Consider the following 17,148-nt stretch of genomic DNA (forward strand, 5'->3'; position numbering starts at 1 on the left):
GCGCGGGAATGACAATCATTCTATTGAAGTCTGCCGCCTCAAGAGGAATAATTATCTCACAAAAATCATATGTATCACATGAAAATTTTGGAGCATTTTAGTTCGTGTGGGATTTCCTAAAACGGTGGATCATCATCATTATAGTCGTCCATTTTTGAAGGACGGATAATCACGTTGCTTTGTTTTTCAAAATCCTGTGATGGATACATACCAGCTGAAGGATCAGCCGCAAATGAACTTGGCGGCGCATTAAAGTCTTCTTCCAAATCCGTAAACTTCACAAATTTACCTACGAATTTAAGTGGTACAATTCCGGTTTCACCGTTACGGTGTTTTGCAATGATAACCTCACCAATACCCGCTTGCGATCTTCCTTGTTCATCCTCGGTAATACCATAGTATTCAGGGCGGTATAAGAATAATACCATATCCGCATCCTGCTCAATTGAACCCGACTCACGTAAATCGGATAACATTGGCCGTTTTCCTTGTAAACCTGGTCTACTCTCTACCGCACGACTTAACTGCGATAGTGCGAGCACCGGAACATCAAGTTCTTTTGCAACCGATTTTAGCGCTCTCGAAATACTACCAATTTCCTGCTCACGGTTACCACCGCCTTTTCCTTCGCCTTTACCATGCATTAACTGCAAGTAATCGACAATTACCAATTGAATATCGTATTGTGATTTTAATCTTCTGCATTTTGCCCTGAACTCAAAAATATTTAGTGCAGGCGTATCATCAATTAATAGGGGAGCTTCAGTTAAACGGCCAATTTTACTATGTAACTGCTGCCATTCCCATTCCTGTAAATTTCCTTTCCTGATTTTTTCCTGCTCAATTTCTGCTTCTCCAGAAATCAGACGGTTAACCAACTGAACTGACGACATCTCCAGTGAGAATACTACCGTTGGTTTTGCAAAATCGACGGTAGCGTTTCTTGCACAGGTCAGTACGAAAGCCGTTTTTCCCATCGCCGGACGTGCAGCAATAATTACTAAATCCTGCTTTTGCCAACCACCGGTTATTCTATCTAGTCCTGTAAAACCAGTAGGCACGCCAGTTAAACCGTCGGTTTTAGTACGAAGCTCTTCAAGTGTAGCTAGCGATTGCTTAATGATATCGTCCATTTTCTGTGTATCTCTACGCAGGTTATTCTGGGCAATTTCGAAAAGTCCTTTTTCTGCCTGATCTAAGAGATCGAAAATATCAGTCGTATCTTCGTAGGCATTTGTAATAATTTCGGTTGAGATCCTGATCAGTTCACGCTGAATATATTTCTGAGAAATAATACGTGCGTGAAACTCAATATTTGCTGCTGATGCAACTCTATTGGTTAAGTTGGTAATGTAGTAGGCGCCACCAACCATTTCTAAAGAGCCTAATGTTCGCAGTTCTGCCGTAACTGTTAAAATATCAACGGGTCGCGATTTTTGAAATAGAATATGAATCGCTTCAAAAATTTTCTGGTGGGCAATGTTATAAAACACCTCTGGTTTCAAAACATCAATTACAGCAGAAAGCGCATCTTTTTCGAGCATTAACGCTCCAAGAACTGCTTCCTCAAGATCTAATGCCTGAGGGGGAATTTTCCCCTGTGAACTTATAGTATTACTTAACCTGCTTTTTCTAGCAGTCATACTGTTCTTTCCGCCTTGTTCATTATCGATACTCATTCCACAAAAGTAATCAAATTTTGATGCGGTTGTTCGAATTAGTTACTAGCTGTTTGTTAACAAATTGAAGCATAATCAGATTAAATTTTATTGGATTTATGATTCCATATAAATTTTTAAACAATTAAATGTTAATAAGGAGCACATTGTTTAGGGCTAAAACATTTTATTTGAATACTTTTGCCTAACAATTTCAAAACATGGATAATTTTAGAAGACCGCAACGCGCAAAAGAGAATAATGAGTTTGTATTCGGCATCAGGGCCGTAATAGAAGCCGTTAAAGCAGGAAGAGACATTGAAACCATTTACCAGCAACGCGGTCTGGGCGGTGAACTTTTTTTAGAATTAAAAGCCCTTTTAAAAGATACTTTGATTCCTTTAAACTCGGTTCCGATCGAGAAGCTGAATCGCATGTCGCAGAAAAACCATCAAGGTGTAATTGCGGTTATTTCGCCGATTACCTATCAGAATATTGAAGATATTATTCCAACCATTTTCGAAAAGGGTGAGGTGCCATTAATTTTGGTATTAGATAGCGTAACTGACGTCCGTAATATGGGTGCCATTGCCCGTACAGCCGCATGTGTAGGGGTACATGCTATTGTTGTTCCGTTAAAAAATGCAGCACAGATCAATGCTGATGCCATTAAAACATCCGCAGGTGCATTATTCAGCATCCCAATCTGTCGCCATGCTAACCTGCACAAAACCTGTTTATTTTTACAAGAAAGTGGCTTGCAGATCGTAGCCTGTACCGAAAAAACCAGTGATTTTATTTATGCACCAGATTATACTATGCCTACTGCGATTGTAATGGGATCGGAAGATGAAGGAATTTCTAACGATCTTTTAAGGGTAGCCGATCACCTGGCTAAAATACCAATGGCAGGAAAAATCGAATCGTTAAATGTTTCTGTTGCTGCTGGAGTAATTTTATACGAAGCGGTTAGACAAAGAACGGTTTAGGTAAACGGGTTGTTGATAGGTATTATTAAATACCCATTGAGATCGTCTTCCTGATCCGATAACTATCGGATTTGTTGCAGGGTCTTTCACAATAAAATAAGATAGGAATATAAAATGGATGATGAAAACTATGCTACATCATCCATCTTACATTTATTTAGATGAATTTATTGCCAAAACGCGATTTAACTTCCGCAACAAATTCTTTAACTTTTTGCTCTTCATTTCTTGGACAGATCATCAGCATATTATTGTTTTCTACAACGATGTAATCGTGAAGGCCCTGCAGGATCACCAATTTATCTTTAGGAACATTTACCATACAGTTCGATGAATCGAACATCAGCACCTGCTCTGAAGGGATAACAGCATTACCAACATAATCTTTCTCTGCCATCTCATAAATAGAGGCCCAGGTTCCTAAATCAGACCAGCCGAAATCAGATGGAAGCACATAAACATTTTCTGCTTTTTCCATAATCCCAAAATCTATTGAAATATTGGTACATTGAAAATAAGCATTATTGATAAATTCTTTTTCGCCAGCTTTATTCAACTCAGATCTACCGATATTAAATATCTCGTACATATCTGGAAGGTGTTTCTCGAAAGCATTCAGTATCGCCTTAGCCGACCAGATAAAGATCCCTGCGTTCCACAAGAAATCGCCACTCTGTAAAAATGATTTTGCCAGTTCTAAATTTGGCTTTTCGGTAAAGGTTTTAACTTTATGAAGATCAGTATCGGTATTGAGCACGTAATCTGTATGCTGAATATAACCGTAACCTGTATCCGGACGGTTTGGTTTAATCCCCAACGTGATTAAACAATCATTTTTCGATGCAGCCTCTAAAGATTGCTCAATAGACGCTATAAAGCCGTCAATATTAGCGATGGTATGATCCGAAGGGGCAACAACAATCGTTGCATTAGGGTTTAACTCGGCTATTTTTAAACTTCCATAAGCAACACAAGGGGCGGTATTTCTCATTAAAGGCTCCGCCAAAATCTGGTTATCTGTTAATTGCGGTAATTGCTCTTTAATTAAATCTGAATAAATTTCGTTGGTAACGATAAATATATTTTCAGGAGGACAGATGTTTAGAAATCTTTCGTAAGTACTTTGAATCAGGGTTTTTCCAACGCCGAAAAAATCGATAAACTGTTTTGGATATTCCGTTCTGCTTACTGGCCAAAAGCGACTTCCGACGCCACCGGCCATAATTAATGCATAATAATCTTTATTCATTTTTTATTTTAAAAATTACACTATGCCTTCGTTAAGGAGGTCGTGTAAATGGATAATGCCAAAGTAAGTATTTTGTTCTAGAACTAACAACTGTGTAATGTTATTTTGCTTAATAATATCTAAAGCATCAACGGCTAAAGCATCAAATTGTATGCTCTTTGGCGTTCTGCCCATTATATCTTCAGCTTTTAAGTTTGCAATAGAATTGTTATTTTCTAACATCCGCCTTATATCACCATCAGTAATAATGCCTAGTACTTTATCATCGCTATCAACAACAACAACTGCACCCAAACGGTTTTTACTAATTTCTATTAACACATCTTTAACCGATGCGGATGGATGTATGGAAGGTTTCTCATTAGACAAAGCCAGATCCCGGGCTTTTAAATAGAGTTTTTTACCCAATGATCCGCCCGGGTGATATTTCGCAAAGTCGGATTCATTAAAATCTCTGCATTCCAGCAAACAAATAGCTAGGGCATCGCCCAGTGCCAATTGCGCCGTTGTACTGGTGGTGGGGGCCAAATTATGCGGACAAGCTTCTTTTTCGAAAGAAGTGTTCAAAATCAGATCGGCCTGTTCGGCTAAAAAAGAATTCAATTCACCAACCATCCCGATGAGCAGATTGCCAGCTGTTTTTAACAAGGGGGTAAGCACTTTTATTTCTGGCGTGTTTCCACTTTTAGAGAGGCAGATTATAATATCATCTACCTGTATCATCCCCAGATCGCCATGAATTGCATCTGCGGCATGCATAAAAATAGCAGGGGTACCTGTTGAATTAAAAGTAGCTACCATTTTTTGTGCAATAATTGCACTCTTTCCTATACCCGTAACAATTACCCGCCCTTTGCCATGTAAAATGCTTGATACGGCTTTTTCGAAATCGCTGTTAATATTCTTTGCAACATTTAATATTGCTGCTGCCTCAAGCTCTAATGTGCTTACAGCCGATTGGATTATTGATTTTTTACTTTTCAAAGAGAAAATAATTGTCTGTTAATACTTGAAATTCTTGTAAAATTATGTTATTTTGGATACAAAAATAGCATCGCATATTTTATTACACAAAATGGACGTGAAAAAGTCGTTATTTGATAACCTACAAAATTTCTTCGGGTTTGACAATTTCAAAGGTGATCAGGAGTCGATCATTACAAATATTTTAGAAGGCAATAACACATTTGTTATTATGCCAACAGGCGGAGGGAAGTCTATTTGCTATCAGTTACCCGCTTTAATGAGCGAGGGAACAGCAATTGTAATCTCTCCACTAATTGCATTGATGAAAAACCAGGTTGACCAATTAAGGGCTTTTGGTGGAAATGACAGTATTGCTCACTTTCTTAATTCATCCCTAAATAAATCTGAAATTACTCAAGTTAAATCTGATCTTTTAAGCGGTCAGACTAAGTTATTGTATGTTGCTCCAGAGTCTCTGGCGAAGCAGGATAATATTGAATTTTTAAATCTGATTAAAATCTCTTTCGTTGCCGTTGATGAAGCGCATTGTATCTCTGAATGGGGGCACGATTTCAGGCCAGAATACCGTAAGATTAAACAGGTTATTGCAGGATTAGGAAATAACATTCCAATTATTGCATTAACTGCAACTGCTACGCCAAAAGTACAGCAGGATATTATGAAGAATCTTGGAATGACGGAAGCAACATTGTTTAAATCGTCATTCAACAGGCCCAATTTATTTTACGAAATCCGCCCTAAAAGAGACATTACCAAAGAAATTATTAAGTATATTAAATCTAATCCGGGCAAATCCGGGATTATTTACTGCCTTAGCCGTAAGAAGGTTGAGGAAGTGGCAGAAGCATTAAATCTAAATGGAATTAGTGCCTTGCCTTATCATGCGGGGTTAGACCCGAAGGTTAGGGCCGAAACACAGGATAAATTTTTAATGGAAGATGCTGAGGTTATTGTTGCAACCATTGCCTTTGGTATGGGGATCGACAAACCCGATGTTCGCTTTGTGATTCACCATGATGTACCAAAAAGTATGGAGGGTTATTACCAGGAAACTGGCAGGGCCGGACGTGATGGTGGCGAAGGTGTGTGTATTGCTTTCTACGCTCAAAAAGACGTAGATAAGCTGGCTAAATTTATGAAAGACAAACCAGTTTCGGAACGTGAAATTGGCACACAGATATTAAAAGAAGTGATTGATTATGCTGAATCTGGCGTATGCCGACGTAAGCAGATCCTTCATTATTTCGGTGAAAATTTTAACGAAACGGGCTGTAACTGCATGTGCGATAACTGCAAAAAGCCTAAAAAGCAATTTGATGCAGAAAGTCAGTTGTTGACCGTTTTAAAATTTATCGAAAAATCGGGCGAAAAATTTGATGATGCACACCTGTTAAACGTATTTTTAGGTTTAGAAACCGCTCAGACAATTGCTTACGAACACAGCAAGATTCCTGAATTTGGAATCGGTAAAGAAGAAGGCGAGCTGATGTGGAAATCGATTATCCGCCAGGCTGTTCTAAATAATTTCCTTTTTAAAGACATTGATAATTACGGTTTATTAAAGTTAACCAAACAGGGAAGAGATTTTATTATCAACCCTTATAGCCTTAAATTCATACTAAACGAACCAATAGAAAACGGTGCTGATGACGATGACGATGATGTAAAACAAGGTACAGGTGCTTTAGATACCCATCTTTTGTCATTGCTTAAAGAGCTACGTAAAAAAATTGCGAAGCAAAAAAGTGTTCCACCATTCGTAGTTTTCCAGGATCCATCTTTAGAGGAAATGTGTACACATTATCCGATTACGATGGAAGAGCTTCGCCAGATTTCTGGTGTTGGTTCGGGGAAAGCGATGAAATTCGGTACACCTTTCATCGAACTGATCAAAAAATATGTCGAGGATAATGATATCGAACGTCCTATCGATTTGATTATTAAAACGCAGGCCAATAAATCGCAGATGAAGGTTTCGATCATTCAAAATATCGACAGACAGATTGGTTTGGAAGATATTGCCGATTCGAAAGGTATCACTTATGAAGAAATTCTGAAAGAAGTAGAATCGATTGTAAACTCTGGTACTAAACTTAACCTAAACTATTTCATTGATGAGGTAATTGATGATGATAGACAGGATGAAGTATTTGACTACTTCAGAGCAGCTGAAAGCGATTCTATCGATGAAGCACTTAACGAATTAGGCGAAACCGATTATACCCGCGAAGAAATTCAATTGATGCGGATTAAATTCATGTCAGAACTAGGAAATTAAAAATTAGATGTGAGATAGGAGATGCCAGATTTGAGACGGACTCACATCTCACATCTCACATCTCACATCTCAGATCTCAGATCTCAACTATGCTTAACTATTTAGATAAATTAAAAAATACAGATTCGGGAAATTTCTTTTTAATGGCTGGTCCATGCGCTATTGAAGGCGAGGATATTGCCATGAGAATTGCCGAAAAGATTATTACAATTACTGATAAACTTCAGATTCCATATATTTTTAAAGGTTCGTACCGAAAAGCAAATAGAAGCAAAGGAAGTTCTTTTACAGGCATTGGCGATGAAAAAGCTTTGCGCATTTTAGAAAGGATTGGTAGAGAGTTTGGTGTGTCAACGGTTACCGATATCCATGAAAGTGGTGAGGCCGCAATGGCTGCTGCTTATGTAGATGTATTGCAGATCCCTGCATTTTTATGTCGCCAAACTGATTTACTAATTGCTGCAGCCGAAACCGGAAAAGTAGTAAACGTTAAAAAAGGTCAGTTCCTTTCCGCAGGTTCAATGAAATTTGCAGTAGAAAAGGTAAAAGAAGCTGGAAACAACAAAGTGATTTTAACAGATAGAGGTAATACTTTCGGTTATCAGGACCTGATTGTTGATTACCGTGGTTTACCCGAAATGCAGGGTTTCGGTGTTCCGGTAGTGATGGATTGCACACATTCCTTACAACAACCCAATCAAAGTAGTGGTGTTACCGGTGGTAAGCCAGAATTAATTTCAACTATCGCTAAAGCAGCAATTGCAGTAGGAGCAGATGGTTTATTTATTGAAACACACCCTGATCCTGCAAATGCAAAATCGGATGGGGCCAATATGTTACATTTAGACCTGTTGGAAGAAACATTAACCAAACTGATCCGAATCAGACAAGCTATATTATAATCTTGAACAATCCGAAAGTATTTCTCACTGCCGAATGGCGTAAACTGGCTTTGGCACAGTATGCCGTAGATAAAGAAATACTTTCGAAATACCTTCCTCCGCACACCGAATTAGATGATTGGCGGGGTAAATATTATGTGAGTTTAGTTGGCTTTATGTTTGTTGATGTTAAACTTCGAGGCCTTAATATCCCATTTCACACTGATTTTGAAGAGGTTAACTTAAGATTTTACGTCAAATTTAAGGATGGAGACGGGTGGAAAAGAGGAGTGGTATTTATTAAAGAATTTGTACCCAAGCCTGCCATCACCTTTGTAGCCAACACCATTTATAAGGAGAATTACCAAACATTCCCGATGAAACATGTTTGGATTGAACAAGAACATCAGCTTGAGGTAGATTATCGCTGGAAAAACCGAACCTGGCATAATTTTTCAATCATTTCTTCTTCAAAGGCAGAACAAATACAGATTGGTAGCGAAGAAGAATTTATCACAGAACATTATTGGGGTTATACTAAAATCAACGCAAATAAAACATCTGAATATGGTGTTGAACATCCGCGCTGGCAAGTTTATCCTGTAAAAGATTATAAAATTAATGCCGATTTTGGAATTAACTATGGAAATGATTTTTCTTTTTTAAACGATGTTAAGCCTGATTCTGTATTCTTGGCTGAAGGCTCTGAAATAAGGGTGTTAAAAGGGAAAAAGTTTTAATACGGCAAATATTCTTGTCATTCTGAATGCAATGAAGAATCTTTATTAAATAAATTTCAACTTGTGTTTCATAAGCGGAGGATTCTTCACTAAGTTCAGAACAATAAATTTACCATTATATCCTATGATAGTCTCCGCGCCAATTTTTAATGGCTTTTTTGATCTCATCAGGAGATAACTTATCTACTACGGCTTTATCAACTAAGGCTATAAATTCTTCATCACCAGCAAAACGCAAAGCCATAATTTGCCCCATTCTCAGCTCACTCGGAAGTGCTTTACCCACAAGAATGTAATAACGCAACTTTTCTTCGGCTCTTGCAGCTCTATCCTGTGCCTTAAGTGCAAACATCCGTGCCATTACAGCTATAATGGCAATCAGGAAAAATGCAAGCACAAGCAAGCCCGTAATTATAGTAGGTATGGCTATGCAACAATAAATGGCAAAACCTAATCCTAAAACCTCTAAGGGTATTGTAAAAAAATGGAAAGGTGGATAAAATCTCTTATGGTTTCCGTAATGCTGAGACATCTTGATTTTTTTAAGTAATACTTTATATGTTTATATTTTAGTAATTACAAATGACGTTCTACGATTGCTTTTCCTACCTGATTCCGTTTTATTATCAGCGATCGGTTTACTTGCTCCAAAGCCCTTAAAGGTAAGCCTTTTAGCATCAATACTATTTTTGATCAGGTACTCGTAAACTGCATTGGCACGGTTAAATGACAATTTTTCATTCAACTTATCATCGCCAACATTATCGGTATGCCCCTGAATCTCAATCTGTACGTTTTCGTTTTGTTTCAAAAAATCGATAAGTAGATCCAGTTCACGGATAGAAGCGGGTAAAAGATTAAACTTATTGGTATCGAAGAAAATGTTTCTTAAGGTTACATTTCCACCTTGCTTTATTTTCTCGATATAAACTTCAATCTGGTAAGGTTTATTGATATCTCCTGCCTTGAGCTCAAAGTTTTCAGAGTAAAACATGTAACCTTCGGCATTTACATTAAACAGATAATTACTCCCAACAGGCATTACCGCTAAAAACTGACCAGTTTCTGGATCAGTATAATCGTCGAAAACAGTTTTATTGCTTTTCAGATCAACCACCTGAACATTACTTTCGATCGTTTTTTTAGTATCCCGGTCCCTTACAATCCCTTTCACATAAGAAACCTTCAGCGGTTTAGCTACTTCAGGAATTCCAAAGCTATAAATATCCTGTAAGCCAAAACCTCCTTTTAAATTCGAAGAAAACAAGCCGAAATTTCCATCAGCACTTACTACCAAACCACTTTCATCTTCGAAAGAATTGATTGGATAACCGATATTAACCGGCTTTTGCCACTTGCCATCATTATCCATTCTGCTATAATAAATATCTTTGTTTCCAAAACCTAGCCAACCATCAGAAGAAAAATACAAAGTTCTTCCATCAGCATGCAAAAATGGTGTGTTTTCATCATAAACCGTGTTAATATCAGGCCCCAGGTTAATGGCAGGTCCCCATTTGGCATCATCGGTAATACTGCTTTTCCAGATATCATAACCTCCAGATCCACCTGGTCTGTTACTTATAAAATACAAGGTTCTTCCATCAGGACTGATTGCAGGTTGTGATTCCCAATATTCTGAATTAACGGGTTTCCCAACGTTGTAAGGTTCGCCCCAATCTTTTCCCTCACGGTGTGAAACATAAATATCACACCTACCTAGGCCGTCTGGTCGGTTGCATCCCGTAAAAAAAAGGTACTTCCCATCAGGCGAAATGGTTTGCGCCCCTTCATTGTATCGGATAGTATTTATATTGCTGGATAAGGGAGTAGCGGCACCCCATTTATTATTTTTAAGCTGTGATGTCCAGAAATCTTCATTACCATTTAGCTGACGCGTAAAAACCAAAGTTTCACCATCAGCTGTTATCGCAGGAAAGTACTCAGCATCTGTTGTATTTACACCTTCAGCTAAATTTGTTGGACTATATTTTACGGGTTTCTCGATTGCTATGGTGGCGAAATCACAATCTAAAAGATATTTCTTTGCTCTTTTTGCTCTATCAGATGAAGGATCTAATGTTAAAAATTCACTAAAATGCTGTTTCGATTTTAAATAATCCTGAGTTGCGAATTCGGTTTCAGCCAAGCCATAAATTACAGCCGGAGCTACAGTTTTATTGATCAATATGGCTTTTTCGTAAGCAGCTTTGGCTTCAGTATACTTTTTTTGTGATTTATAAACGCCAGCAAGCACAATATAGGCATTCTGAAATAACGGATCAGCTTCAACCGCACTTTCTAATACCTGTTCGGCAGCAGCATAATTCAGTTTATCAATAAATGGACCGGATTTTTCAAAAAAAACCTGTGCTTTTTTATTCGGGGAGCTTTGCCCAAAACAATAAATACTCAGTATGCTAAAGAAGAGGACTAAACAGAATTTCATTACATTAACATTTGGTGATAAAGCTAATGTATTGTTTTTAAGGAATATTTAAAAATTTGTGTGTTTGCAAAGAAATTTCCCATTTTGGGTTTGCCATTACATAATCAATAATTAATGGTGTAATTTCTTTTGATTTAGACCATTCTGGCTGTAGATATAATTTACAGGTAGGAGACACCATAGCCGCATATTCTTCAGCCCATTTAAAATCACTTTTATTAAAAACGATCACCTTTAATTCGTGCGCAAAAGGTGTAATATCCGGTCTTGGTGCTTTAAATTTCTTTGGTGATAAGCAGATCCAGTCCCAATTTCCAGAAAGTGGGTAGGCACCAGATGTTTCTATAAAGGTAAGAATACCTCTTTCTTTTAATTTATTGGTTAAATAATCCAGGTTATAAATCAAGGGTTCGCCACCTGTAATTACAACAGCCTTACCCGGAAATTTATCGGCGTTTTCAACAATTACATCCGATGCCGTAAGTGGATGCATTTCGGCGTCCCAGCTTTCTTTCACATCGCACCAATGGCAGCCTACATCGCAGCCCCCTAAACGGATAAAATAAGCTGCTTTACCAGTATTAAATCCTTCGCCCTGTATGGTATAAAATTCTTCCATTAAAGGAAGTAATGTGCCGTCTTCTGGTATGTCTTGTTTCATTTTTGAGGATGCAAATATCCTAAAAAAATATGGTGATGCTGTTCCTCTTTTGAAATTTAATGTAAAGATGAAATAAGACTGATATTTATTTGCCGTATTTTAGCTGCATGAAGTGGTTTAAGGCATTAAATAACAACCAGATTCCCCGTCTTGATACAATTAAAACAATTGAAGTTGCGGGAAAACAAATTTGTTTGATTAATAATGAAGACAAAATTACCGCAACCCAATCGCATTGTCCGCATGCTGGCGGACATTTTAGTGGCGGCTGGTGCAAAAACGGACATCTGGTTTGTCCGATCCATCGCTACGAATACAATTTAACCACGGGAAGGGGAGCAGAGGGACAGGGTGATTATATCAACATCTATCCAACAGAATTGCGCGAAGATGGCCTTTATATTGGTTTTGAAGAAAGCTGGTGGAGTAAATTGTGGAGTTGATTTTTAACCACAGATAAAAAGGATGAACACAGATGTATTATAGGTTCACTAGTTCATTGGTCATTCGTTCATTGGTAAAGCCAATTGCCTATCGTAAGCGGGGTATATGCTAACTAACTGCCTTTTCATTAAATAAAAAAAGCGATCCAAAAATGAACCGCTTTCCCTTATTTAGTCTTTAGGCTTAAGAATATATCTCTTTCCTAGCCGATGCTAATGTGTTTTTTAATAAACCAACAATGGTCATTAAACCCACACCACCAGGAACAGGCGTAATATAAGAAGCTTTGGGTGCAACATTTTCGAAATCTACATCACCATATAACTTAAAGCCAGATTTGGTTTCAGCAGAAGTTTCACGGTTAATACCTACATCAATAATAATGGCACCAGGTTTCACCATATCGGCAGTAACAAAATTCTTTTTACCAATGGCAGCAATCACGATATCTGCTTGGAGAACCTGTTCTTTTAAATCTTTAGTACGAGAATGGGTAAGTGTTACCGTACAATTGCCTGGATTGGCATTGCGGGCCATTAAAATGCTCATTGGGCTACCCACAATATTACTGCGACCAACAACCACACAATGCATTCCTGTAGTATCGATGCCATATTCTTGCAACATCAATAGTATACCATAGGGTGTAGCCGGGATAAAGCAAGGTAGGTTGCGCATCATTCTACCTAAATTTACCGGGTGAAATCCATCAACATCTTTACGATGATCGATCTTTTCGGTAACTTTCTCCGGATCAATGTGCTTCGGCAAAGGCAATTGAACAATTAATCCGTCTACATCATCATCCTGGTTAATTTCTTCAATTTTCGCCAATAACTCAGCTTCAGTTACCGAATTATCATATCTATGTAACGATGATTTAAAACCGACCTTTTCGCAGTTTTTCATCTTACTGGCCACATAAGTTTCGCTTCCACCATCGTTACCCACTAAAATAGCAACGAGGTGTGGCTTGCGACCACTTTTATTTAAAAATTCGGCAGCTTCTTCTGCAATTTGAACTTTAATTTTTTCTGATACGTATTTACCGTCTAATAATTTCATTCTTAAAGATGTGAGAAATGAGATTTGAGATCTGAGATCGAACAAATTGTCTAATGTCTCATATCCTATCATCTCATATCTAATTTTTAATCTAATTTCAAAACCGCCATAAATGCACTTTGTGGAATTTCTACGTTTCCAACCTGGCGCATACGTTTTTTACCTTTTTTCTGTTTCTCCAATAACTTACGTTTACGGGAAATATCACCACCGTAACATTTAGCTGTTACATCTTTACGTAAAGCACTTAATGTTTCGCGGGCAATAACTTTAGCACCAATTGATGCCTGTATTTTAATCTCGAACTGTTGGCGAGGGATTAATTCTCTTAATTTCTCGCAAATTTTCTTTCCAAAATCGTAAGCATTGCTACGGTGGATTAAAGATGATAATGCATCAACCGGCTCGTCATTTATTAACATATCTAAACGAACCAAATCGGATTTACGATAACCAATCTGATGATAGTCGAAAGATGCGTAGCCCTTTGAGATCGTTTTCAATTTATCATAAAAATCAAATACAATTTCGCCCATTGGCATTTCAAAAACCAGCTCAACACGATCAGATGTTAAATACGATTGATTTACAATTGTTCCTCTTTTCTGAATACAAAGTGACATTACAGGACCAACAAAATCAGCTTTGGTAATGATGTTTGCTTTAATAAATGGTTCTTCAACTGAATCCAATTTACTTGGGTCGGGCAAATCAGATGGATTATTTACAAAAATTTCATCCCCTTTAGTAGTGTGGGCAATGTAAGATACGTTGGGAACGGTTGTGATAACCGTCATGTCGAATTCACGCTCCAAACGCTCCTGGATAATCTCCATGTGCAACATACCAAGGAACCCGCAACGGAAACCAAAGCCTAATGCAGCAGAGCTTTCCGGTTCGAAAACAATAGATGCATCATTGAGTTGCAACTTGTGCATTGCCTCGCGAAGTTCTTCAAACTCATCAGTATCAACAGGGTAAATACCTGCAAAAACCATTGGTTTAACCTCTTCAAAACCTTGAATCGAATCTAAAGATGGTCTTGCAGTAGTCGTAATCGTATCACCAACTTTTACCTCTCTGGCTTCTTTAATACCGGAAATAATGTATCCCACATCTCCGGTTTTTACCACATTACGTGGTGACATATCCAGTTTCAGAATCCCAACCTCATCAGCTAGATATTCTTTACCAGTATTAATGAATTTTACTTTGTCGCCTTTTTTAATTTCGCCGTTTACTACTTTATAATAAGCAATAATTCCTCTGAATGAGTTAAAAACAGAGTCGAAAATCAAAGCTTGTAAAGGTGCTTCCGGATCACCAACCGGAGCTGGAACGCGGTCTACAATGGCCTGAATAATATCAGGGATACCCATTCCGGTTTTACCCGATGCAGGAATAATATCTTCTCGTTTACACCCAATTAAATCAATAATCTGGTCTTTTACTTCCTCAGGCATTGCCCCAGGTAAATCCATTTTATTTAAAATCGGAATAATTTCAAGGTCGTGTTCAAGTGCTAAATATAAGTTCGAAATGGTCTGTGCCTGAATACCTTGCGAAGCATCAACAATAAGCAATGCACCCTCGCAGGCAGCGATGGAACGCGAAACTTCGTACGAAAAATCTACGTGTCCAGGTGTATCAATCAGGTTGAAATTATATTCGATATCACCTACTTTATAGTTCATTTGTATGGCATGACTTTTAATTGTTATGCCTCTCTCACGCTCTAAATCCATGTTATCGAGCAATTGTGCCTGCGCCTCACGCTTTGAAATTGTCTCGGTGTATTCTAATAACCTATCAGCCAAGGTGCTCTTGCCATGGTCAATATGTGCAATAATGCAAAAATTACGTATATGCTTCATCTTTGCGCAAAGATATGCTTTTTAAGGTAATTTTTAATCTAGAAAATATCTGCTACAGGCAATTGATCTGAAAAGCAAATACAGTGAGTTTTCTGTTACTGCAGACCTGCTTTCCACTCTATTCCGTTGCACTCCTTGTACGTTCCATCCGATAGCTATCGGATCAGGTTTATTTTATCAGAGATGGTTTACTTTTGAAAATTTATTAGTACGGATTATAAAAATTGAATCAAGATAAAAGAGATGCACACAGATATCTTACCTATCTGTGTGCATCTGTGGTTAAATTCTCTTAGGGTTAATCTAAACCATCGTTTTTTTCCATTTACCCTTTTTAAACAAGATATAGGCAGCTATAGCAATACCTGCTTCAGCTGCTGGGATGGCAATAAAAACACCTGTTGGGCCCATTTCTAAAAATTTGGCCAAAAAGTAAGCAAAAGGAATCTGGAACAACCAAAAGGCAAAAACATTAATTTTGGTAGGTGTCCAGGTATCGCCAGCGCCATTAAATGCACTACTGAATACCATTGCAGCTCCGTAAATCACAAAACCGAGGCTCATAATCTTAAGGGCCTTACTGGCAATAGCTATTACCTCTTCATCTGAAGTGAAAAATGCCGCGAACAAATGCCCACAGGTTAAGAACAGTACACTTACAACTGCCATGAAAACAATAATGTATTTCAAGGTTTGGAATACTGATTTTTCAGCGCGATCTATATGGCCTGCGCCTAAATTCTGACCAACCAGAGTAGCGGCTGCATTGCTTAAGCCCCAGGCTGGTAACATAAAAAACATCATGAGTCGCAGTGCTGTCTGGTAACCTGCTGATCCTGTATCACCACCAGTAGTGGCAACAAGTTCTGCCAAAAACACCCAGCTACAGCTCGCAATTACGAACTGGAAAATAGCCGGAGCGGCAATTTTAACGATCGCTTTAATCTGGGTAAAATCAGGCAAGAAGTGACTAATGCGTATCTTTAGTATGTTTTTACCACTAAACAGATTGTAAACCTGATAAGTAACTCCTAAACCACGACCAATGGTAGTGGCAATTGCAGCGCCTGTTAAACCGAATGCCGGCACTGGCCCAAACCCATTGATAAAAATAGGGCAGAGGATGATGTTCGCAATATTGGCGATCCACAAACTCCGCATAGCGATTGCTGCATTACCTGCACCACGAAAAATCCCGTTGATTAAGAATAAGAGTACAATAATGATACTTCCACCCATCATAATCCGAACAAATGGAACGCCTTGATCAGCTGTTTCAGTTGAAGCCCCCATGAGCAATAGAATATCTCTGGCATAAATTAACCCAAGGATACTGATTATAATATTAACGAAAACCGCAATTACGATCGTCTGCATACCAGCTTTTGATGCTGCTTCTGGATTTTTTTCGCCAATTCTCCTGGCAACAACCGCTGTTGCAGCCATACTCAACCCGATGGCCAATGAGTAAATAATGGTTAACACCGATTCTGTTAAACCAACGGTCTGTATAGCATGGCTACTGTTTTCTAAATGACCTACAAAATATAGATCGACTAAGGCAAAAACCGACTCCATAGCCATTTCCAGCATCATCGGAATGGCCAATAAAATAATTGCGCGTTTAATACTAATTGAAGTTAAATCAACTTCGTGCCCTTTTAAAGATTGGACGAGGATATCGAAAAAAGACGAAAGTTTGCCCTGTGTCTTTGTTGACTGTGACATATAAATAATAAAGTAAGTGTAATGTATAAACCAATGATACGCCTTTAAGCGTACATATCTAAAAATTGTAAGGGAGGGAATCCTCGGTTATTTAGAACCTCAAACGGATTGCAGATACTATCATGGCTCTGGTCTTTTTGATGCA

General features: G+C 38.2%; 14 protein-coding genes. 5 read left to right on the forward strand and 9 right to left on the reverse strand.

Annotated elements, in window-relative coordinates:
* Positions 1-116 precede the first annotated feature (116 nt).
* Positions 117-1,679: a replicative DNA helicase gene (dnaB, locus tag ACTJKN_RS00465; protein WP_108198750.1), complete on the reverse strand. Its 1,563-nt coding sequence runs from the start codon at positions 1,677-1,679 to the stop codon at positions 117-119.
* Between the two features lie 200 nt (positions 1,680-1,879).
* Here dnaB and rlmB point away from each other — a divergent pair, with 200 nt between their 5' ends.
* Entirely contained in the window at positions 1,880-2,647 is a 768-nt protein-coding gene (gene rlmB / locus ACTJKN_RS00470) for a 23S rRNA (guanosine(2251)-2'-O)-methyltransferase RlmB (protein ID WP_440821706.1), read from the forward strand.
* 157 nt (positions 2,648-2,804) lie between these two features.
* On the opposite strand, the gene ACTJKN_RS00475 is transcribed toward rlmB, so the two are convergent.
* Positions 2,805-3,896: a mannose-1-phosphate guanylyltransferase gene (locus ACTJKN_RS00475; RefSeq protein ID WP_276900372.1), complete on the reverse strand. Its 1,092-nt coding sequence runs from the start codon at positions 3,894-3,896 to the stop codon at positions 2,805-2,807.
* A 15-nt stretch (positions 3,897-3,911) separates the two neighbouring features.
* A complete protein-coding gene (locus tag ACTJKN_RS00480) occupies positions 3,912-4,880 on the reverse strand; it encodes a KpsF/GutQ family sugar-phosphate isomerase (protein ID WP_440821708.1) in 969 nt (322 codons plus the stop codon).
* Positions 4,881-4,971: 91 nt separating this feature from the next.
* On the opposite strand from ACTJKN_RS00480, the gene recQ reads away from it, so the two are divergent.
* The 3 genes from recQ to ACTJKN_RS00495 all read left to right on the forward strand — a co-directional run bounded on the left by recQ (position 4,972) and on the right by ACTJKN_RS00495 (position 8,782).
* Complete coding sequence (gene recQ / locus ACTJKN_RS00485; RefSeq protein WP_440822986.1) at positions 4,972-7,161, forward strand: DNA helicase RecQ; 2,190 nt, start codon at positions 4,972-4,974, stop codon at positions 7,159-7,161.
* Between the two features lie 89 nt (positions 7,162-7,250).
* Positions 7,251-8,063, forward strand: a complete 813-nt coding sequence (gene kdsA / locus ACTJKN_RS00490) for a 3-deoxy-8-phosphooctulonate synthase (RefSeq protein ID WP_440821710.1) — start codon at positions 7,251-7,253, stop codon at positions 8,061-8,063.
* 2 nt (positions 8,064-8,065) lie between these two features.
* Positions 8,066-8,782, forward strand: coding sequence for a YqjF family protein (locus tag ACTJKN_RS00495; protein WP_440821712.1), 717 nt, complete (start codon positions 8,066-8,068; stop codon positions 8,780-8,782).
* A 115-nt stretch (positions 8,783-8,897) separates the two neighbouring features.
* Here the strand turns inward: ACTJKN_RS00495 and ACTJKN_RS00500 are convergent, their stop codons facing one another.
* Genes ACTJKN_RS00500 through ACTJKN_RS00510 form a run of 3 tightly spaced genes read right to left on the reverse strand, consistent with a single transcriptional unit; the run spans position 8,898 to position 11,892 of the window.
* Positions 8,898-9,314, reverse strand: coding sequence for a DUF6526 family protein (locus tag ACTJKN_RS00500; protein ID WP_440821714.1), 417 nt, complete (start codon positions 9,312-9,314; stop codon positions 8,898-8,900).
* 30 nt (positions 9,315-9,344) lie between these two features.
* Positions 9,345-11,231: an OmpA family protein gene (locus ACTJKN_RS00505; protein WP_440821716.1), complete on the reverse strand. Its 1,887-nt coding sequence runs from the start codon at positions 11,229-11,231 to the stop codon at positions 9,345-9,347.
* 37 nt (positions 11,232-11,268) lie between these two features.
* Positions 11,269-11,892 carry a 7-carboxy-7-deazaguanine synthase QueE gene (locus ACTJKN_RS00510; RefSeq protein ID WP_057934199.1) on the reverse strand — a complete coding sequence of 208 codons (624 nt, stop codon included), beginning with the start codon at positions 11,890-11,892 and terminating at the stop codon, positions 11,269-11,271.
* Positions 11,893-11,999: 107 nt separating this feature from the next.
* On the opposite strand from ACTJKN_RS00510, the gene ACTJKN_RS00515 reads away from it, so the two are divergent.
* A complete protein-coding gene (locus ACTJKN_RS00515; RefSeq protein ID WP_440821717.1) occupies positions 12,000-12,335 on the forward strand; it encodes a Rieske (2Fe-2S) protein in 336 nt (111 codons plus the stop codon).
* Positions 12,336-12,519: 184 nt separating this feature from the next.
* On the opposite strand, the gene ACTJKN_RS00520 is transcribed toward ACTJKN_RS00515, so the two are convergent.
* From ACTJKN_RS00520 to ACTJKN_RS00530, 3 genes are all read right to left on the reverse strand, one after another.
* Positions 12,520-13,401, reverse strand: a complete 882-nt coding sequence (locus ACTJKN_RS00520; RefSeq protein WP_440821719.1) for a bifunctional 5,10-methylenetetrahydrofolate dehydrogenase/5,10-methenyltetrahydrofolate cyclohydrolase — start codon at positions 13,399-13,401, stop codon at positions 12,520-12,522.
* Positions 13,402-13,487: 86 nt separating this feature from the next.
* On the reverse strand, positions 13,488-15,275 hold the full coding sequence (gene lepA / locus ACTJKN_RS00525; protein ID WP_230141310.1) for a translation elongation factor 4: 1,788 nt from the start codon (positions 15,273-15,275) through the stop codon (positions 13,488-13,490).
* 303 nt (positions 15,276-15,578) lie between these two features.
* The gene (locus ACTJKN_RS00530; RefSeq protein ID WP_440821721.1) at positions 15,579-17,003 is read right to left on the reverse strand and encodes an MATE family efflux transporter; all 1,425 of its coding nucleotides are present in this window, start codon (positions 17,001-17,003) and stop codon (positions 15,579-15,581) included.
* Positions 17,004-17,148 lie beyond the last annotated feature (145 nt).

The sequence above is a fragment of the Pedobacter sp. 22163 genome, assembly GCF_052045595.1.
Lineage (GTDB): Bacteria > Bacteroidota > Bacteroidia > Sphingobacteriales > Sphingobacteriaceae > Pedobacter.

What these genes read in the sequence shown, in the direction of transcription:
- ACTJKN_RS00515 (WP_440821717.1), top strand. Translation starts at nt 12,000, where the DNA reads ATGAAGTGGTTTAAGGCATTAAATAACAACCAGATTCCCCGTCTTGAT.
- ACTJKN_RS00505 (WP_440821716.1), bottom strand. Translation starts at nt 11,231, where the DNA reads ATGAAATTCTGTTTAGTCCTCTTCTTTAGCATACTGAGTATTTATTGT.
- ACTJKN_RS00520 (WP_440821719.1), bottom strand. Translation starts at nt 13,401, where the DNA reads ATGAAATTATTAGACGGTAAATACGTATCAGAAAAAATTAAAGTTCAA.
- kdsA (WP_440821710.1), top strand. Translation starts at nt 7,251, where the DNA reads ATGCTTAACTATTTAGATAAATTAAAAAATACAGATTCGGGAAATTTC.
- rlmB (WP_440821706.1), top strand. Translation starts at nt 1,880, where the DNA reads ATGGATAATTTTAGAAGACCGCAACGCGCAAAAGAGAATAATGAGTTT.
- ACTJKN_RS00530 (WP_440821721.1), bottom strand. Translation starts at nt 17,003, where the DNA reads ATGTCACAGTCAACAAAGACACAGGGCAAACTTTCGTCTTTTTTCGAT.
- recQ (WP_440822986.1), top strand. Translation starts at nt 4,972, where the DNA reads ATGGACGTGAAAAAGTCGTTATTTGATAACCTACAAAATTTCTTCGGG.
- dnaB (WP_108198750.1), bottom strand. Translation starts at nt 1,679, where the DNA reads ATGAGTATCGATAATGAACAAGGCGGAAAGAACAGTATGACTGCTAGA.
- ACTJKN_RS00475 (WP_276900372.1), bottom strand. Translation starts at nt 3,896, where the DNA reads ATGAATAAAGATTATTATGCATTAATTATGGCCGGTGGCGTCGGAAGT.
- lepA (WP_230141310.1), bottom strand. Translation starts at nt 15,275, where the DNA reads ATGAAGCATATACGTAATTTTTGCATTATTGCACATATTGACCATGGC.
- ACTJKN_RS00500 (WP_440821714.1), bottom strand. Translation starts at nt 9,314, where the DNA reads ATGTCTCAGCATTACGGAAACCATAAGAGATTTTATCCACCTTTCCAT.
- ACTJKN_RS00510 (WP_057934199.1), bottom strand. Translation starts at nt 11,892, where the DNA reads ATGAAACAAGACATACCAGAAGACGGCACATTACTTCCTTTAATGGAA.